The following is an 18,088-nucleotide window of genomic DNA, read 5'->3' on the forward strand; positions in this document are numbered from 1 at the left end:
CACACGTTTCGCGGCCGTGAAGGCCAGGTCAACTGTGCCGTCCGGGGTACGACCTGGGCGGGGCCGTTCGGCCTTGAGCTTGGTCACAACATCGACGGACGTCGTCGTACTGCGCCCCCGGGTCGGCCGTGGTGAGATGGAGCATGGGCGGTGATCGATGGGGCGGTCGACGAGGGTCGACGGGTGGAGGTGACGCCGGTCGATGGGCGTGGTGGCACACCGTGACATTCCGTTCACCGGAAGTCCGGCATGATGCCACAGCCCATTTGGTGAGGAGCGCCATACCCCCCGGCACTTGTGGCCAGGTGGCGCCCCCTAGCATCGGCCCATGACACCCGGAGAGGGGAGTCCGTTGGTGACTGCTGAGCATGCGCACGCGGAGGGGGACGAGGCCGGTCCGGCGGCGTCCGTAAGCGTGCTCGACGAGATCCTGGCCGGCGTCCGCGAGGACGTGGCCCGACGGCAGGAGCAGGTTCCGCTGGAGCGGATCCGGGAGCTCGCCGCCGCCGCGCCGCCGCCGCTGGACGCGTACGCGGCCCTGCGCCGGCCCGGGGTGGCCGTGATCGCCGAGGTGAAGCGCTCGTCGCCGTCCCAGGGGCGGCTGGCGGAGATCGCCGACCCGGCCGACCTGGCCGGCGACTACGCCGCCGGTGGCGCCCGGGCGATCAGCGTGCTGACCGAGGGCCGCTGGTTCGGTGGGTCGCTGGACGACCTGGCCGCCGTGCGGGCCGCGGTGAACATCCCGGTGCTTCGCAAGGACTTCGTGGTCTCCAGCTACCAGGTGCACGAGGCGCGGGCCCACGGCGCCGACCTGGTGCTGCTGATCGTCGCGGCGCTGGAGCAGAACGCGCTCGTCGGGCTGCTGGAGCGGATCGAGTCGCTCGGGATGACCGCGCTGGTCGAGGTGCACAACGAGGAGGAGGCCGACCGGGCCCTGGAGGCCGGCGCGCAGGTGATCGGGGTCAACGCCCGCGACCTGCGTACCCTGGAGGTCGACCGCTCGGTGTTCGAACGGATCGCGCCCGGCCTGCCCAGCAGAGTCGTCAAGATCGCCGAGTCCGGCGTACGCGGCCCGCACGACCTCATCCGCTACGCCTCGGCGGGCGCCGACGCGGTCCTGGTCGGCGAGGGCCTGGTCACCCAGAAGAGCCCCCGCGAGGCGGTCGCCGAACTGGTCAACGCCGGCAACCACCCGGCAACGCCCCGCCCGGTGCGCTGACCCGCGCCGGGGACAGTCAGCAGCGAGAGGAGCGCGATGAGCGCCAACGTCTCGGCCCCGGCCGGTCAGGTCCCCGACGCCGCCGGCCACTTCGGTCGGTTCGGTGGCCGGTTCGTCCCGGAGGCACTGGTCGCGGCCCTCGACGAGCTGGACGCGGCATACCGCAAGGCGATGACCGACGAGACGTTCCTCGCCGAGTTCGACGCCCTGCTGCGTGACTATGCCGGCACCCCGTCGCTGCTCTACACCGCCGAGCGGTTCTCCGCCAAGGCGGGCGCCCGGATCCTGCTCAAGCGGGAGGACCTCAACCACACCGGCGCGCACAAGGTGCGCAACGTGCTCGGCCAGGCGCTGCTCACCAGGCGGATGGGCAAGAAGCGGGTGATCGCCGAGACCGGCGCCGGCCAGCACGGCGTGGCCACCGCCACCGCCGCCGCCCTGTTCGACCTCGAGTGCGTGGTCTACATGGGCGAGGTCGACACCCAGCGGCAGGCGCTCAACGTGGCCCGGATGCGGATGCTCGGCGCCACCGTCGTCCCGGTCACCACCGGCTCGCGGACCCTCAAGGACGCGATGAACGAGGCGATGCGCGACTGGGTCGCCAACGTCGACGACACCCATTACCTGATCGGCACCGCCGCCGGCCCGCACCCGTTCCCCGAGATGGTCCGGGACTTCGTGCGCGGCATCGGCGAGGAGGCCCGCCAGCAGTGCCTGGACCTGACCGGCGCGCTGCCGGACGCGGTCGCGGCCTGTGTCGGCGGCGGCTCCAACGCGCTCGGCATCTTCCACGCGTTCGTGCCCGACACCGGCGTCCGGCTGTACGGCTTCGAGGCCGGCGGCGAGGGCGTGGAGACCGGCCGGCACGCCGCCAGCATCACCGGCGGCACCTCCGGCGTGCTCCACGGCACCCGCACGTACGTGCTGCAGAACTCCGACGGCCAGACCATCGAGTCGCACTCGATCTCGGCGGGCCTGGACTACCCGGGCGTCGGCCCCGAGCACGCCTGGCTGCACGACATCGGCCGAGCCACCTACTCGCCGGTCACCGACACCGAGGCGATGGCCGCGTTCGAGCTGCTCTGCCGGACCGAGGGGATCATCCCGGCGATCGAGAGCGCGCACGCGCTCGCCGGCGCGCTGAAGATCGCCCCGACGCTCGCCGCCGAGCTGGGCCGGGAACCGGTCATCGTGGTCAACCTCTCCGGCCGGGGCGACAAGGACGTGCACACCGCCGGCGAGTACTTCGGCATCCTCGACAAGGAGTGACAGCGTGAGTCGGATCGGCGTCGCCTTCGACAAGGCCCGCGCCGACGGGCGGGCCGTGCTGGTCGGCTGCATGCCGGCCGGGTTCCCGACCGTCGAGGGCAGCATCGCGGCCATGACCGCGATGGTCGAGGCGGGCGTGGACGTCATCGAGGTGGAGATCCCGTACTCCGACCCGGTGATGGACGGCCCGGTCATCCAGAAGGCCAGCGACATCGCCCTGGCCGGCGGCGTCCGCACCGCCGACACGCTGCGCATCATCGAGGCCGTCGCGGCCACCGGCGCCCCGGTGGTCACCATGACCTACTGGAATCCGATCGAGCAGTACGGCGTGGACGCCTTCGCCCGCGACCTCGCCGCCGCCGGCGGCACCGGCCTGATCACCCCGGACCTCATCCCGGACGAGGCCGACGAGTGGCTGGCAGCCTCCGACGCGTACGGCCTGGACCGGACGTTCCTGGTCTCCCCGTCCTCCACGGACACCCGCCTGAAGATGACCGTGGCGCACTGCCGGGGCTTCGTCTACGCCACGGCGATCATGGGGGTCACCGGCGCCCGCGCGCAGACCTCCGACGCCGCGCCGATCCTGGTCTCCCGGCTGCGCGACGTCACCGACCTGCCGGTCGGCGTGGGGCTCGGCGTGGGCACCGGCGCGCAGGCCGGCACCGTCGCCGGGTACGCCGACGGCGTCATCGTCGGCAGCGCCCTGGTCCGCTGCCTGCTCGACGCGCCGGACCAGGCCGCCGGCCTGGCCGCGCTGCGTACGCTCAGCGCCGAGCTCGCCGAGGGCGTGCGCAACCCGGTCCGCTGACCTCGGGCCGTGCCCTGGCGGCGCTCGGCCTGATCCGGTCGGCGAGCTGGCCCGGCCGGCCCCGACGCCCTGCCGGGCGGCCGTTCCGGCCGGAAACGGTTGGCCCGCGGTCGCCTTTGGAGCTGAATCGTTCATGACATCACGCTGCTGACCGGCGTCCGGGTCGGCGGGCCCGGCTGGTGCGGAGGGGGCCGGCCAGGCGGGCGGCTGAATCGTCTGCGACATCAGCTCCAAAGGGACCGCCAGGCAGCCTGCCCCCGCACGCTCAGCGCGGGGTCGTCCGCAGGCCGTCCGCCTCCGGTCGCTGCCCGGACGGCGCCGCCTCATCGGGCGCCTCGGTCCGTTGCCCCGGCGGTGCCGGCTCACCGGCCGGCGCGGGCCGGCCGCGTCGCCCGGGAGCCTCCGCGCCGGGCGGCCGGGCCGGCTCCCGCCCGGCGTCCCGCAGCACCCCGGACCGGCCGGCCAGCGCGTCGGCGACGGCGGCCCGGGTGATCGGGGTGACGGCGTCCGGCAGGTCGGCCGGGGCGTGCCAGCCCAGGTGGCAGCCACCCGCCGGGTCCGCCGTCGGCGTAGCGCCGGTCACCCGGGCGCGGAAGACGTGCACCAGCACGTCCGGCAGCGGCCCGCACCGGCCGGCGGCGGGCGGAGCGGCGCCGCGCTCGCCGAGCCGGTAGAGGCCCACCAGGTCCACGGCCGCGATCTCCCAGCCGGTCTCCGCGCGGATGTTGCGGAGCACCGCCGCGGCCGGGCTCTCGTCCCGGCGCAGCCGCCCGCCGGGCAGCCCCCAACGTCGCTCGCCCCGGCCCTGCCGGCAGAGCAGCACCCGACCGGCGTCGTCGCTGACGACCGCCGCGACCGCCCAGGTGAGCGCGCCCATGGACAAAGAGCCTACGACCGTGCAAACCAGAAGTCAGCCGCCCGGCGAAGCCGACCGGACCGGGGTGCCGCGGAGCCGGTCCACCCCGGTAGCGTGTGCACCCGTGACCAACGCCCCGATGACCCCACTGGCGGCCCTGCCCAGCCCCAGCACCGCCGTCTGGCAGCTCGGACCGGTCCCGATCCGGGCGTACGCGCTCTGCATCATCGTCGGCATCGCGGTGGCCTGCGTGGTCACCGAACGCCGGCTGCGCCAGCGGGGCGTGGCCCCCGGCGCGGTGCTCGACATCGCGGTCTGGGCGGTGCCGACCGGCATCATCGGCGCCCGGATCTACCACGTGATCACCTCGCCGGAGAAGTACTTCGGCGCCGGCGGGCAGCCGCTCAAGGCGTTCGCGATCTGGGAGGGCGGTCTCGGCATCTGGGGCGCGGTCGCCGGTGGCGCGCTCGGCGCCTGGATCGCCGCGCGACAGCTCGGCATCCCGTTCGCCGTGGTCGCCGACGCGCTGGCGCCGGGCCTGCCGCTGGCCCAGGCCGTCGGCCGGTTCGGCAACTGGTTCAACAACGAGCTGTACGGCGGCCGCACGTCCCTGCCGTGGGGGCTCGAGGTGCACGTGATGGACCCGGACAACCCCGGGCACGCGCTGCGCGACGACGCCGGCAACCCGGTCCTCCAGCCGGGCCTCTACCACCCGACCTTCCTCTACGAGGCGCTGTGGAACATCGGCGTCGCCGTGCTGGTCCTCGTCCTCGACCGGAAGCTGCGGCTGGGGAAGGGTCGGGCGTTCGCGTTGTACGTGATGGGCTACACCGCGGGCCGGTTCTGGATCGAGCTGATGCGTACCGACGAGGCGAACCACATCCTCGGCCTGCGGCTCAACGTCTGGACCGCCATGCTGGTCTTCCTCGGCGCGCTGATCTACTTCCTCCGGGTCCGCGGTCCGCGGGAGTACCTCATCCCGGTCGGCACCCCGGCGACACCGGTCCCGCCGGCCGGCGGCGACGTGTCGCAGGTCGACCTCTCCGCCCGGGAGGCCGGGCCGCGGGCGGTCGCCCCGGAGGGCTACCGGGTGGTCGGCGAGGAGCAGTTCCGCGCGTACCAGGAGACCGGGGAGGTCCCCGACGAGCCGACGGACGCGCCGGCCACGACCGGGGACGCCACGGCGGCGGAGGCCGCCGACCGCGCCGGGACCGAGCCGGCCGGGACCGCCGAGCAGGCCGAGGCTGAGCCCGCCGCCACCCCGGCAGGTACCGAGGTCGAGCCGGCCCCGGCCGAGGACGCCGCGGTCCCCGAGGACCGGGCCGGCGCCGCCGGCGCCCGCCCCGCCGACCGGGACAGCTGAGCGGGACGGCGATGCGTACCGCGGTGGTGGTCGGCGCCGGGCTCGGCGGGCTGGCGGTGGCCGGCGCGTTGGCCCGGTCCGGGTGGTCGGTCACCCTCCTCGAACGGGCCGACCGGGTCCGCCCGGAACCGACCGCCGTCGTGCTCTGGCCCAACGGGGTACGCGCGCTGCGCGCCCTGGGCCTCGGCGCCGGCCTGGACGCGATCGCCACGCCGCTGGCCGACGGCGGCGTCCGCCGGCCGGACGGGCACTGGCTGGCACAGCCCCGCCCGACGCCGGCCGAGCGGATGCCGGTGGTGGTGCACCGGGAGGACCTGCACGACGCGCTGATCGCCGGCCTCGGTGACCGGGTGGAGCTGCGGACCGGGGTGACCGTCCGAACGGTGCGCGCGGCCGCCGGCGAGCGGCCGGCGGTCGGCGACGGCCGGCACACCGTCGAGGCGGACCTGGTGGTCGCCGCCGACGGCACCGACAGCGAGATCCGCCGCCAGCTCGCCCCCGAGTCGGGGGTGGTCAGCTCCGGCTGCGCCGCCTGGCGGGCGGTGATCCCCTGGTACCGGGCGCCGAAACTCCCCGCCGACCAGCCGGTGGGCGGGGAGACGCTGGGCGCGGGCTACCGCTTCGTGGCCGCCTCGCTCGGGGAGCGGGGCACCGCCGGCGGCTCCAGCCGGGGCGGCATCTACTGGGTGGCCACCGCGGCCGGGGCGCCCCGCCCCGAGCCGCCGGAGACCCAGCTCGCCCTGCTCAAGCGCTGGTACGCGGGCTGGCCCGCGCCGATCGCCGAGCTGCTCGACGCCACCGACCCGGCCGACCTGGTCCAGCAGGAGATCCGCGAGCTGCGTCCACTGCCCCGGGCGTACGGCTTCCCGGCCGGCCCGGGTGGCGTGGTGCTGCTCGGCGACGCCGCGCACGCCATGCCGCCGCACCTCGGGCAGGGCGCGTGCCTCGCCTTCGAGGACGCCGCGACCCTCTCCGCACTGCTGCGCGAGTCCCGGCTGCCCGACGCCGTGGTGTCGTACGACCGGCTGCGCCGCCCCCGCGCGGCGACCATGGTCCGGCAGACCCGCCGGATGTCCGCGGTGTTGCAGACCCGGGGCCGGCTGGCCCTGCGGGCCCGTGACGCCGCCCTCGGCACGATCAGCCCCCGGCTGCGCAACACCGCCGCCTCCGCCGCCGCCCAGTGGCACCCGCCGGTCTGACCCTCCGGGAGCGGAGGCGGACGCCGGCGAGCCGCCCGGTCAGCCGATGAGGGCGGCCGGTTCGGCGATGCAGGCGGTGCCGACGCGGCGGAAGCCGACCCGCAGGTAGACGCGGGCGATCTCCTCGCTGCCGGCGGAGAGGAAGATCAGGTCGGTGCCGGCGGTGCGCAGCTCACGGGCCAGGGCGGCGGTGACCGCGGCGCCGAGGCCGCGGCGGCGGGCGACCGGCAGGGTGGCCACCCCGGCGATCTCCGCGACGTCGCCGACCCGCATCGCCATCCCGCTGGCCAGCGCCCCCTCGGCTGCGGTCGCCGCGAGCACCGAGATCCGCCGGCCGTCCGCGACCCGGACGGCCTCCTCCTCGAGCGCGGCCACGTCGAGGCTGGCCACCGTCGCGTCCCGTTCCGCCGGTCCGGCCTCCCCACGCGCGGTCCCGCCGTTGGAGAAGCCGACCGCCGCGACGGCCCGCCGGATCGCCACGTCCGCGGCGAAACCGGGGGAGCTCGGGTCGAGGACCCGCACCGCTACGTCGCCGAACGTCGCCGGGTCCGGCGGCCCGGCCGGGTCGAGCACCATCAGCGGCGCCTCCAGCACGGTCAGCCCCGCCGAGCGGGCTACGGCGAGCAGGTCGGGGGTGACCTCGTGCACCCACTCGAACGCCTCGGGCAGCCCGAGCTCCCGCTGGCGGGCCCGGACGGCGGTGACGTCGGCCAGCGACGGCGGCTGTGTGGCGTCGAGCCGGGGCCGGGCGTAGAACGGCCAGCCGGCGCCGTCCCGGACGAAGAGCACCAGCGCGCCGTATTCTTCGGTGCGGGCGCCGTCGCGGGGCACCGCGTCGTAGAAACGCTCCAACCGGTCGAACAGCTCAGCGCGTACGACATCCACCGCGCGAGACTACACGTCCCAGATTCTGGAAGTGTGATCAATCCGAACTGGCCTTGTGTCGGCCGCCCTAACGTAGACTCAATAAACCCACAAGGGCCGACGTCGTCCCGACCATGATCCAACCTGAGTGACGACAGGAGGCCCGGTGGCCTTTCCGTACCCTCACAGCCCGCAGTCGGCCCCGCCCGCGACGGGGCTCTACGACCCCGCGCAGGAGCACGACGCGTGCGGTGTGGCCTTCGTGGCCGACCTGCACGGACGCCGGTCGCACGAGGTCGTCGCCAACGGTCTCGGCGCGCTCTGCCGGCTGGACCACCGGGGCGCCCGGGGCGCGGAGCACAACACCGGTGACGGCGCCGGCATCATGATCCAGGTGCCGGACGCGTTCCTGCGCGCCGTGGTCGACTTCCCGCTGCCGCCCGCCGGCCAGTACGCCACCGGACTGGTCTTCCTGCCCGACGACGACGGCGGCGAAGCCCTCGCGCGCCGGGTGGTGGAGAAGTACGCCCTGGTCGAGGGTGCCGACGTGCTCGGCTGGCGGGACGTGCCCACCGACCCGAGCGGCCTGGGCGAGACCGCGCTCGCGGCGATGCCCCGGGTCCGGCAGCTCTTCCTCGCCGCGCACCGGCTGACCGACTCGCCGGCCGGCCCGGCCGGGTCGGCGCTGACCGGGCTGGACCTGGACCGGGTGGCGTTCTGCGTGCGCAAGCAGGCCGAGCGGGAGACCGCCGAGCGGGGCGCGTCGGCGTACTTCCCGTCGCTGTCCGGGCGGACCATGGTCTGGAAGGGCATGCTCACCCCGGACCAGCTTCCGGCGTACTACCCGGAGCTGACCGACTCCCGGGTGGTCAGCGCGATCGCGCTGGTGCACTCGCGCTTCTCCACCAACACCTTCCCGTCCTGGCCGCTGGCCCACCCGTACCGGTTCATCGCGCACAACGGCGAGATCAACACGATCCGCGGCAACCGGAACTGGATGCAGGCACGAGAATCGATGCTCAGCGGCGGTTCCTCAGCCGCCGGCGGGGCCGGCGGGCACCTGCCGGGCAACATCCGCCGGGTCTTCCCGGTCTGCACCCCGGGCGCCTCCGACTCGGCCAACTTCGACGAGGTGCTGGAGTTGCTGCACCTGTCCGGCCGGAGCCTGCCGCACGCGGTGCTGATGATGATCCCGGAGGCCTGGGAGAACGACCCGGACATGCGCGCCGACAAGCGCGCTTTCTACCGCTTCCACGCCAGCCTGATGGAGCCCTGGGACGGGCCGGCCTCGGTCGCCTTCACCGACGGCGAGATCGTCGGCGCGGTGCTGGACCGCAACGGGCTGCGCCCGGGCCGCTGGTGGCGCACCGCCGACGGTCTTGTGGTGCTGGGCAGCGAGGCGGGTGTGCTCGACCTCGACCCGGCCCGGGTGGTCGCCAAGGGGCGGCTCCAGCCGGGGAAGATGTTCCTCGTCGACACGGTCAACCACCGGATCGTCTCCGACGACGAGATCAAGACGGAGCTGGCCGCCGCCCAGCCGTACGACGACTGGCTGCACGCCGGCCTGATCGACCTGGGCGACCTGCCGCCGCGTGAGCACATCGTCTACACCCACGACTCGGTGCGCCGCCGCCAGCAGACCTTCGGCTACACCGAGGAGGAGCTGAAGATTCTGCTCGCGCCGATGGCGCGGGTGGGCGCGGAGCCGATCGGCTCGATGGGCACGGACACCCCGATCGCCCCGCTGTCCACCCGGCCGCGGCTGCTCTACGACTACTTCCACCAGCTCTTCGCCCAGGTCACCAACCCGCCGCTGGATGCCATCCGGGAGGAGCTGGTGACCAGCCTGGCGTCGACCATCGGGCCGGAGGGTAACCTGCTCGACCCGGGCCCGGCGAGCTGCCGGCAGATCGTGCTGCCCTACCCGGTGATCGACAACGACGAGCTGGCCAAGATCCTCTCCATCGACGAGGACGGCGACCTGCCCGGCTTCAAGGCGGTCCGGGTCTCCGGGCTCTACCGGGTCCGCGACGGCGGCCCCGGGATCAAGGCCCGGCTGACCGAGATCTGCCGGCACGTCTCCGAGGCGATCGAGGACGGCGTGCGGATCCTGGTCCTGTCGGACCGGGACTCCAACGCCGACCTGGCGCCGATCCCGTCGCTGTTGCTGACCGCGGCGGTGCACCAGCACCTGGTCCGCGAGCAGACGCGGACCCAGGTGGCGCTGATCGTGGAGTCCGGCGACTGCCGGGAGGTGCACCACGCGGCGGTGCTCATCGGGTACGGCGCGGCGGCGGTCAACCCGTACCTGGCCTTCGAGTCGGTGGAGGACATGATCTCCACCGGCGCGCTGGTCGGCGTCGACCCGGGAAAGGCGATCCGCAACTACGTCAAGGCGCTCGGCAAGGGCGTCCTGAAGATCATGTCCAAGATGGGCATCTCGACCGTGTCGTCGTACTGCGGCGCGCAGGTCTTCGAGGCGGTCGGCCTGGACACCCGCCTGGTCGAGCGCTACTTCCGAGGCACCCCGAGCAAGATCAGCGGGATCGGGCTGAACGAGATCCACGCCGAGGTCGCCGCCCGGCACGCCCTGGCCTGGCCGGCCCCGGGCGCGCAGGGCTCCGACCGGCTGGAGGTCGGCGGCGAGTACCAGTGGCGCCGCGAGGGTGAGCTGCACCTGTTCAACCCGGAGACGGTCTTCCTGTTGCAGCACGCCACCCGCAGCCGCCAGTACGACGTCTTCCGGCAGTACACCGCCAAGGTCGACGAGCTGGCCGCGCAGGCCGGCTCGCTGCGCGGCCTGTTCACCCTGCGCACCGGGGTACGCCCGCCGGTGCCGCTGGACGAGGTCGAGCCGGCGAGCGAGATCGTCAAGCGGTTCGCCACCGGCGCCATGTCGTACGGGTCGATCTCGGCGGAGGCGCACGAGACCCTGGCCATCGCGATGAACCGCCTCGGCGGCAAGTCCAACACCGGCGAGGGCGGCGAGGACGTCGACCGGCTGCACGACCCGGAGCGCCGCTCCGCGGTCAAGCAGATCGCCAGCGGCCGGTTCGGCGTGACCAGCGAATACCTGGTCAACGCCGATGACCTGCAGATCAAGATGGCGCAGGGCGCGAAGCCCGGCGAGGGCGGTCAGCTCCCCGGCAACAAGGTCTGGCCGTGGATCGCCCGGACCCGGCACGCCACCCCGGGCGTCGGCCTGATCTCCCCGCCGCCGCACCACGACATCTACTCCATCGAGGACCTCGCCCAGCTCGTGCACGACCTGAAGTGCGTCAACCCGGCCGCCCGGGTGCACGTCAAGCTGGTCAGCGAGGTCGGCGTGGGCACCGTCGCGGCAGGCGTCGCCAAGCTGAAGGCCGACGTCATCCTGATCTCCGGCCACGACGGTGGCACCGGCGCGTCCCCGCTGAACTCGCTCAAGCACGCCGGCACCCCGTGGGAGCTGGGCCTGGCCGAGGCGCAGCAGACGCTGCTGCTCAACAAGCTCCGCGACCGGGTCACCGTGCAGGTCGACGGCCAGCTCAAGACCGGGCGGGACGTGCTCATCGCGGCGCTGCTCGGCGCGGAGGAGTTCGGCTTCGCCACCGCCCCGCTGATCGTCGAGGGCTGCGTGATGATGCGGGTCTGCCACCTGGACACCTGCCCGGTCGGCATCGCCACCCAGAACCCGGTGCTGCGCGAGCGGTTCACCGGCAAGCCGGAGTTCGTGGAGAACTTCTTCCTCTTCCTCGCCGAGGAGGTCCGGGGCTACCTGGCCGAGCTGGGCTTCCGGTCGATCGAGGAGGCGATCGGGCAGACCGAGCTGCTCGACGTCACCCCGGCGATCGACCACTGGAAGGGGCACGGGCTGAACCTGTCGCCCGTACTCCAGCTGCCGGAGCTGCCGGCGGACGCTGCGCGGCGCGGCATCCGGGCCCAGGACCACGGCCTGGAGCTGGCCCTGGACAACGAGCTGATCGCCCTCGCCGAGCCGGCGTTGCGCGACGGCACGCCGGTCCGGGTGGAGGTGGCGGTGCGCAACGAGCACCGCAGCGTCGGCGCGATGCTCGGCGGCGAGGTGACCCGCCGCTTCGGCGGCGCCGGCCTCGCGGAGGACACCGTCGAGTTCCTGCTGCGCGGCACCGCCGGGCAGTCCTTCGGCGCGTTCCTGCCGCGCGGGGTGACCCTGCGGCTGCACGGCGACGCCAACGACTACGTCGGCAAGGGCCTCTCCGGCGGCCGGCTCATCGTCCGCCCGGACCCCGCGGCGCCGTTCGTCGACGGCGAGGCCGGGCCGGGGGCGCGGGCCGAGGACCAGATCATCGCCGGCAACACCATCCTGTACGGCGCGACCGGCGGCGAGGTCTTCCTGCGCGGCCGGGTCGGCGAGCGCTTCGCGGTGCGCAACTCGGGCGCGGTGGCCGTCGTCGAGGGCGTCGGCGACCACGGCTGCGAGTACATGACCGGCGGCACGGTGGTGGTGCTCGGCGAGACCGGGCGCAACTTCGCCGCCGGCATGTCCGGCGGCACCGCGTTCGTGTGGCGGCTCGGCCGGCCGCGGGTGAACACCGAGCTGGTCGACCTCGCCCCGCTGCGCCCCGAGGAGCGGGACCGGCTGCACGAGCTGGTGCAGCGACACTTCGCCGAGACCGACTCGGCGGTCGCCGGGGAGCTGTTGAAGCGTTGGCCGGAGGCGGTGGAGGAGTTCACGGCCGTGGTGCCCCGGGACTACCGCCGGGTGCTGGAGATCATGCGGGCCGCCGAAGCCGCCGGCCGTGACGTCGACGACGCGGTGATGAGCGCATTGGCGGCGCAGGCCGCCCCGACACCGCAGTCGGCGCCTTCCGCTTCGTCCATGCCGGTGCCGCCCGCCCCGCGGGCGGGCGCCCAGGAGGTGGCTCGTGCCTGACCCGAACGGTTTCCTGCGCTACGACCGGCGGCTGCCGGCGCGCCGCCCGGTGCCGGTGCGGATCTCGGACTGGCGGGAGGTGTACCCGCCGGCCGGTGAGGAGCTGATCCGCGAGCAGGCCACCCGGTGCATGGACTGCGGCATCCCGTTCTGCCACGACGGCTGCCCGCTCGGCAACCGCATCCCGGACTGGAACGACCTGGTCCGGACCGGCAACTGGGACGCCGCGGTGGAGTCGCTGCACGCCACCAACAACTTCCCGGAGTTCACCGGCCGGCTGTGCCCGGCGCCCTGCGAGGCGGCGTGTGTGCTCGGCCTCGGCGGCCAGCAGCCGGTCACCATCAAGCAGGTCGAGGTGGAGATCGCCAACGCGGTGGTGGCCCGCGGCGGGCTGCGGCCCCGCCCGGTGCCGGCGCCGACCGGCCGGTCGGTGGCCGTGGTGGGTTCCGGGCCCGCCGGGCTCGCCGCCGCGCAGCAGCTCGCCCGCGCCGGTCACGCCGTCACCGTGTACGAGCGTGACGACGCGATCGGCGGCCTGCTCCGGTACGGCATCCCGGACTTCAAGCTGGAGAAGCAGCACATCGACACGCGGCTGGCCCAGCTCGCCGCCGAGGGCGTCCAGTTCCGCACCAGGGTGAACGTCGGCGTCGACGTCACCGCCGAGCAGTTGCGCGCCGAGCATGACGCGGTGCTGCTGGCCTGCGGCGCGTTGCAGGGTCGGGACACCCCGGAGACGCCGGGCCGCGAGCTGCGCGGGGTGCACCAGGCGATGGCGCACCTGGTGGCCGCCAACCGCGTGGTGGCGGCGGCCGGCGAGGGCCGCCCGGCGCTGGCCGTGCTCCCGGACGGCACCCCGATCGACGCGGCCGGCAGGCACGTGGTGATCATCGGTGGTGGCGACACCGCCGCCGACTGCCTCGGCGTGGCCCACCGGCAGGGCGCGGCCGGCGTCCACCAGCTCGACCTCTACCCGGAGCCGCCGACCAGCCGGGACGCCGAGCGCGACCCGTGGCCGACCTGGCCGTGGGTGCTGCGCAATTACCCGGCGCATGAGGAGGGCGGTGATCGGGTCTTCGCCGTCGCGGTGCAGGAGTTCGTCGACGACGGCACCGGCCAGGTGAAGGGCGTGCGGATCGCCGAGGTGACCGTGGAGAAGCGGGACGGCCGGCGCATCGTCACCGCGCTGCCCGGCTCCGAGCGGGAGCTGCCGGCCGACCTGGTGCTGCTGGCGATCGGTTTCGACGGCACCGAGGAGCAGCCGCTGCTGGCCCAGTTCGGGGTGGCCCGCAACACTCGCGGGGCGGTGGACGCCCGGCCGGACTGGCAGACCGACGCCGACGGGGTCTTCGTCGCCGGTGACATGCACCGGGGCGCCTCGTTGATCGTCTGGGCCATCGCCGAGGGGCGGGCCGCCGCCGCCGCGATCCACTCCTACCTGGGTGGGGTCGGCACCCTCCCCGCCCCGGTGGATCCGGCCCGCCAGCCGCTCGCCGCCCGCTGACCAGAGGCGCCACCCGCGCCCGCACCCCGGTCCGGACGCACCCGTCCCGGACCGGGGTGTCTGGTGTCGGTGTCCGGTCCGTACCGGGGGCTGCCGGCATGACGACGCGTGCCCGCCCTCGACGCCGTCGAACCGGTGAGCCTGCTCACGAAGCCGGCAAATCGGTTTAAGGAGCGGCAGACTTGGCCGCTGCCGAACCCGCCGTGGGTTCGGCTTCGTCATGTCGTCGTCTGGACGGGGAGGCCCTCGTGGCCCTCGGAAGCACGTTCGCCGCACTGCGCCACCGGAACTACCGGATCTGGGCGGGCGCGGGATTCGTCTCCGTGATCGGCACCTGGATGCAGGTGCTCGGGGTCAACTGGTACGTCCTGTCGGCGACCGGGTCGGCGACCTCGATGGGTCTCGCCGTCCTGCTCCAGGCCCTGCCCACGCTGCTGCTCAGCGTCTGGGGTGGTGCGTTGGCCGACCGGCTGCCGGCCAAGCCGCTGCTGATCGGCGCCCAGGCCGCGCACGCCTGTCTGGCCGCCGGGTTGGCCGTGGTCGCCATCACGGGCGCGGGCGGCCTTCCGGCGATCTTCGCGATTTCCCTGGTCACCGGCGCGGTGTCGGCGATCGAGGGCCCGGTGGCGGGCCGCTGGGCCTCGACGCTGGTCGACCGGGAGAGTCTCGGCAACGCGCTGGCGCTGGGCTCGCTCACCAACTCGGCCGGGCGCATCCTGGGCATGAGTGTGGGCGCCGTGGTGGTCGCCGCCGTCGGCCCGGCGTTGCTCTTCCTGATCAACGCGGTCAGCTTCGTCGCGGTGGTGGCGGCCCTGTTCGCGGTACGGGACCGGGAGCGGCACGCCGGGGAGCCGGCCGCGACCGATCCGGCGCCGGCGACCGGCGGGGTCCGGGCCGGCTTCCGTTACCTGCTGCGCCAGCCGGTGGTGCTGGTGGCGTTGGCGCTGTCGTTCGTGCTGGGCAGCCTGGGACGCAACTACCAGGTGACCATGGCGGCGATGAGCGACGGCCCGCTGCACGGCGGGGCGTCCGGCTACGGCCTGCTCTCCACCGTCTTCGCGGTCGGCACGGTACTCGGCGCGCTCGTCGCGGCCCGCCGCCGCGAGCTGGGTTACGGCATGCTGGTCGGCGCCGGCCTGCTGGCCAGCGTGCTCCAGATCGTCGCCGGCCTGGCCCCGGGCACCATGAGCTTCGCCGCGGTGATCCTCCCCGTCGCCGCCGCCGCGGTGATCATCGACACCACGGTCGGCGCCCGCGCCCAGCTCGACACCGACTACGCCATGCGCGGTCGGGTGCTGGCCGCCCTCGCGGTCACCGGCTCGGTCTCCGCTGCGGTCGGCGCGCCCCTGCTCGGCTGGCTCTCCGAGCACGCCGGGCCCCGGCAGACCCTGGTGCTGGCCGGCGCGGTCACCGCCGTCGCGACTGCCGTCGCGGCCATGGCGCTGGACCGGCTGCGCGACGGCCGGGTGCGCCGCCGGGTCACCCTGGCCATGGCCGCGCCCGCCGTCCGCCGTCCGGTGCACCGGGTCGCCGCCACCGCCGCCCGCATCGTCCGGCCCGCGACCACGGCCGCCGCGACCACGGCCGCCGCCACCACGGCCGCGGTGGCCCCCACGGCGACCACGGCCACGGCGGTCGCGCCTCGCCGGGCCCTGCCGGTCGGGGGTCCGCCGTCCGGCCTGCGCCTGGCCGGGCTCCGCCCGGGGTCGGGTCGGCTGCGGTCCAGCCAGGCGGTCCGCGCGGCCGACGAGTGCGCCGGCTGCGCGCCGCCCCGGCGCCGGCGGCCCCGGCTCACGGGTGGGAGCCGGAAGGCCGCCCACCTGGCCGACTGCCCCTGCTCCGACTGAACGGGCCGGCACGGTCGGCGGCCCGGCTCCCAGCCGGCGGTCCGCCCGGCCGTGGTCTTCGGGTGTGAGCGAGGACATGGTCCTCCGGCCCGGGTTCGACTCGTTCGGGACGAGACGCCACGAAGATCATCGTTACGCTGCGGTCATGGACGTCGAGAAGCGTCTGCGCCGGGTGCGTGGGTGGCTGTGGGTCGTGGTGGTGGGTCTGTTCCTCAGCGGGGTGACCGCGTTTCCACTGGAGATCGAGGTGCGCTGGCTCCTGCGGGCGCTCGACCCGCTCGCCGGTCAGCTCCCGGCGCTCGTCGGCTGGATCGAGCGGGTCCACACCGGACTGGTGGAGACCGGGGACCGCTACCCCTTCATGCTGTACGGGACCGACTGGCTCGCCTTCGCCCACCTGGTGCTCGCGGTGGCGTTCTGGGGACCGCTGCGGGACCCGGTGCGCAACGTGTGGGTCGTCCAGCTCGGCATGATCGCCTGCGCCGGGATCGTGCCGCTGGCCCTGATCTGCGGCCCGATCCGGGATATTCCCTGGTTCTGGACGGTGGTCGACCTGTCGTTCGCCGTCGGCGCGTTCCCGCCACTCTGGATCGCCTACCGGCACATCCGCGCGATAGAGGCGATCGCCGGCCGCCCGGCTGATTCGCCTACGACATCAGCTCCATAGCGTCGGCTCCCGATTACCGGCTCGGCCTCGGACCGGGTCGGGCGGCCGGGCGGCCACTCCCACTGCGGGAGTGGGTGCCCGGCCCGGGCGGCCCGCCTGACCGGACGGCCGGCGGCCCCTCGTGAGGGCCGCCGGCCGGCTGGGAATCCCTGGTCAGACGTCGGCGTTGCTCGGCCGGCCCCACGGGCCGGTGATGGCGAAGACGTAGCCCGGGGACTGGATGTTGGCGAAGAGGATCTTCCCGTCCGCGCTGAACGTCGGGCCGGTGAACTCGCTGTCGTTGAGCTCGTTGCGGGCCAGCGGGTACGCCTTGCCCTGCGCGGTCACCCCGACCAGGTGGGACACCCCCTCGCCGTCCTCGGCCAGGATCACCCCGCCGTACGGGGAGACGGTGATGTTGTCCGGCCCGTCGAAGTTGCCGTTGTCGGCGTCCGGGTCCTGGTTGACCCCGAAGATGGTCTTCAGGGTGACCGTCTCGGTGCGCGGGTCGTAGAACCAGACCTGGCCGTCGTGCTCGTTGGTGCTGCCGTCGGAGAGCCGGGCGAAGCTGGCCACGAAGTACGCCCCGCCGTCGGCCCACCAGGCGCCCTCCAGCTTGCGGCTGCGGGTGACCTGCTCGTCGGTGAACTGCTTGCGCACCGAGACGGTCTTCGCGTCCCGGTCCGGCACGTCCACCCACTCCACCTTGTACCGGGTGCCCGGCGTGGTGGCCTCGGACAGGTCGGCGACGTGCTGGCTGCCCAGGTAGCAGCTCATCGCCTGGAGGCTGCCCGCGGTGTCGCCGTCGGGGCGCTGGGCCAGCGCCCGCAGTGCGCCCTTGCCTCCCCGGAAGCCGGCCGGCGGCGTCCACCGGAAGTAGAGGCCGTTCGGCCCGCCGGCGTCCTCGGTCAGGAAGATCGAGTGGGTGTACGGGTCGACCGCCACCGCCTCGTGCGAGTAGCGGCCGAGGAACTTCAGCGGCACCGGGTTCTGGTTGGCCGCCCGGTCGTGCGGGTCGACCTCGAAAACGTACCCGTGGTCGTAGAGGAACTTCCCGCCCTTGCGCTGCTCGGTCTCCTCGCAGGTCAGCCAGGTGCCCCACGGGGTGATGCCGCCGGCGCAGTTGTTGTGCGTGCCGGCCACGCTGACGTACTCACGCAGCCGCCGGCCGTGCCCGTCCACCTCGATGGTGGTGGTGCCGCCCTGGGCGCCCGGGTCATAGGTGAGGCCGGCCAGGGCGGGCACCGGGTACGGTTCGCCGCCGCCGATCTCGTGGTTGTTGACCAGCACCGAGCCTTCGCGGCCGAGGAAGCAGCCGGTGCCGTCGGCGTCGCTCGGGGTCGGCTGCCCGGACTCCAGCAGGGTCGCGCCGGCCTGCGCCACGATGGTGTACGAGAAGCCGGGCGGCAGCGCCAGCAGACCCGCCGGGTCCGGCACGAGCTCGCCGTAGCCGACGGCCGGACGGGTGGCGGCGTGGGCCGCCACCGGCCCCGCGATCGCTTCCAGGTTGCCGGCCACCACGATGCCGAGGCCGCCGGCTGCGCCGCCGCGCAGGACCGCGCGCCGGGAGATGGGGGAGGAGGTCACGTCGTCGCCTTTCCTGTTCACCGTTGTCGTTCCCT

At 74.3% G+C, this 18,088-nt stretch carries 12 protein-coding genes; 9 read left to right on the top strand and 3 right to left on the bottom strand.

The window, feature by feature from the left end; genetic code table 11:
* The first annotated feature begins 415 nt into the window (after window positions 1–415).
* From trpC to trpA, 3 genes are read left to right on the top strand one after another with little or no spacing between them, the layout of a single operon-like run.
* Entirely contained in the window at window positions 416–1,219 is an 804-nt protein-coding gene (gene trpC, locus OG799_RS02705) for an indole-3-glycerol phosphate synthase TrpC (protein ID WP_406046180.1), read from the top strand.
* A gap of 36 nt (window positions 1,220–1,255) precedes the next feature.
* Window positions 1,256–2,488, top strand: coding sequence for a tryptophan synthase subunit beta (trpB, locus tag OG799_RS02710; RefSeq protein WP_406042741.1), 1,233 nt, complete (start codon window positions 1,256–1,258; stop codon window positions 2,486–2,488).
* Window positions 2,489–2,492: 4 nt separating this feature from the next.
* A complete protein-coding gene (gene trpA / locus OG799_RS02715) occupies window positions 2,493–3,296 on the top strand; it encodes a tryptophan synthase subunit alpha (protein ID WP_406042743.1) in 804 nt (267 codons plus the stop codon).
* Between the two features lie 265 nt (window positions 3,297–3,561).
* On the opposite strand, the gene OG799_RS02720 is transcribed toward trpA, so the two are convergent.
* Complete coding sequence (locus tag OG799_RS02720; RefSeq protein WP_406042745.1) at window positions 3,562–4,173, bottom strand: NUDIX hydrolase; 612 nt, start codon at window positions 4,171–4,173, stop codon at window positions 3,562–3,564.
* 103 nt (window positions 4,174–4,276) lie between these two features.
* Here OG799_RS02720 and lgt point away from each other — a divergent pair, with 103 nt between their 5' ends.
* Together lgt and OG799_RS02730 are read left to right on the top strand one after the other, a co-directional pair.
* A complete protein-coding gene (gene lgt / locus OG799_RS02725; RefSeq protein WP_406042747.1) occupies window positions 4,277–5,515 on the top strand; it encodes a prolipoprotein diacylglyceryl transferase in 1,239 nt (412 codons plus the stop codon).
* Window positions 5,516–5,526: 11 nt separating this feature from the next.
* Complete coding sequence (locus OG799_RS02730; protein ID WP_406042749.1) at window positions 5,527–6,714, top strand: FAD-dependent oxidoreductase; 1,188 nt, start codon at window positions 5,527–5,529, stop codon at window positions 6,712–6,714.
* A gap of 39 nt (window positions 6,715–6,753) precedes the next feature.
* Here OG799_RS02730 and OG799_RS02735 read toward each other — a convergent pair whose 3' ends face one another.
* Window positions 6,754–7,599 (bottom strand): GNAT family N-acetyltransferase, encoded by an 846-nt coding sequence (locus OG799_RS02735; protein WP_406042751.1) that lies wholly within the window; start codon window positions 7,597–7,599, stop codon window positions 6,754–6,756.
* Window positions 7,600–7,744: 145 nt separating this feature from the next.
* On the opposite strand from OG799_RS02735, the gene gltB reads away from it, so the two are divergent.
* The 4 genes from gltB (at window position 7,745) to OG799_RS02755 (ending at window position 16,487) form a co-directional block, all read left to right on the top strand.
* Window positions 7,745–12,472 (top strand): glutamate synthase large subunit, encoded by a 4,728-nt coding sequence (gene gltB, locus OG799_RS02740; RefSeq protein WP_406042753.1) that lies wholly within the window; start codon window positions 7,745–7,747, stop codon window positions 12,470–12,472.
* Window positions 12,465–13,973, top strand: a complete 1,509-nt coding sequence (locus OG799_RS02745; protein ID WP_406042755.1) for a glutamate synthase subunit beta — start codon at window positions 12,465–12,467, stop codon at window positions 13,971–13,973. The genes gltB and OG799_RS02745 overlap by 8 nt, the downstream gene beginning before the upstream one ends.
* Window positions 13,974–14,221: 248 nt before the next feature.
* Window positions 14,222–15,820 (top strand): MFS transporter, encoded by a 1,599-nt coding sequence (locus tag OG799_RS02750; protein ID WP_406042757.1) that lies wholly within the window; start codon window positions 14,222–14,224, stop codon window positions 15,818–15,820.
* Window positions 15,821–15,965: 145 nt separating this feature from the next.
* Complete coding sequence (locus tag OG799_RS02755) at window positions 15,966–16,487, top strand: hypothetical protein (protein ID WP_406042759.1); 522 nt, start codon at window positions 15,966–15,968, stop codon at window positions 16,485–16,487.
* Between the two features lie 153 nt (window positions 16,488–16,640).
* Here the strand turns inward: OG799_RS02755 and OG799_RS02760 are convergent, their stop codons facing one another.
* Entirely contained in the window at window positions 16,641–18,053 is a 1,413-nt protein-coding gene (locus tag OG799_RS02760; protein ID WP_406042761.1) for an alkaline phosphatase PhoX, read from the bottom strand.
* Window positions 18,054–18,088 lie beyond the last annotated feature (35 nt).

The organism is Micromonospora sp. NBC_00898 (genome assembly GCF_045207895.1).
GTDB lineage: Bacteria > Actinomycetota > Actinomycetes > Mycobacteriales > Micromonosporaceae > Micromonospora.

What these genes read in the sequence shown, in the direction of transcription:
- OG799_RS02755 (WP_406042759.1), top strand. Translation starts at nt 15,966, where the DNA reads ATGGACGTCGAGAAGCGTCTGCGCCGGGTGCGTGGGTGGCTGTGGGTC.
- trpB (WP_406042741.1), top strand. Translation starts at nt 1,256, where the DNA reads ATGAGCGCCAACGTCTCGGCCCCGGCCGGTCAGGTCCCCGACGCCGCC.
- OG799_RS02720 (WP_406042745.1), bottom strand. Translation starts at nt 4,173, where the DNA reads ATGGGCGCGCTCACCTGGGCGGTCGCGGCGGTCGTCAGCGACGACGCC.
- OG799_RS02730 (WP_406042749.1), top strand. Translation starts at nt 5,527, where the DNA reads ATGCGTACCGCGGTGGTGGTCGGCGCCGGGCTCGGCGGGCTGGCGGTG.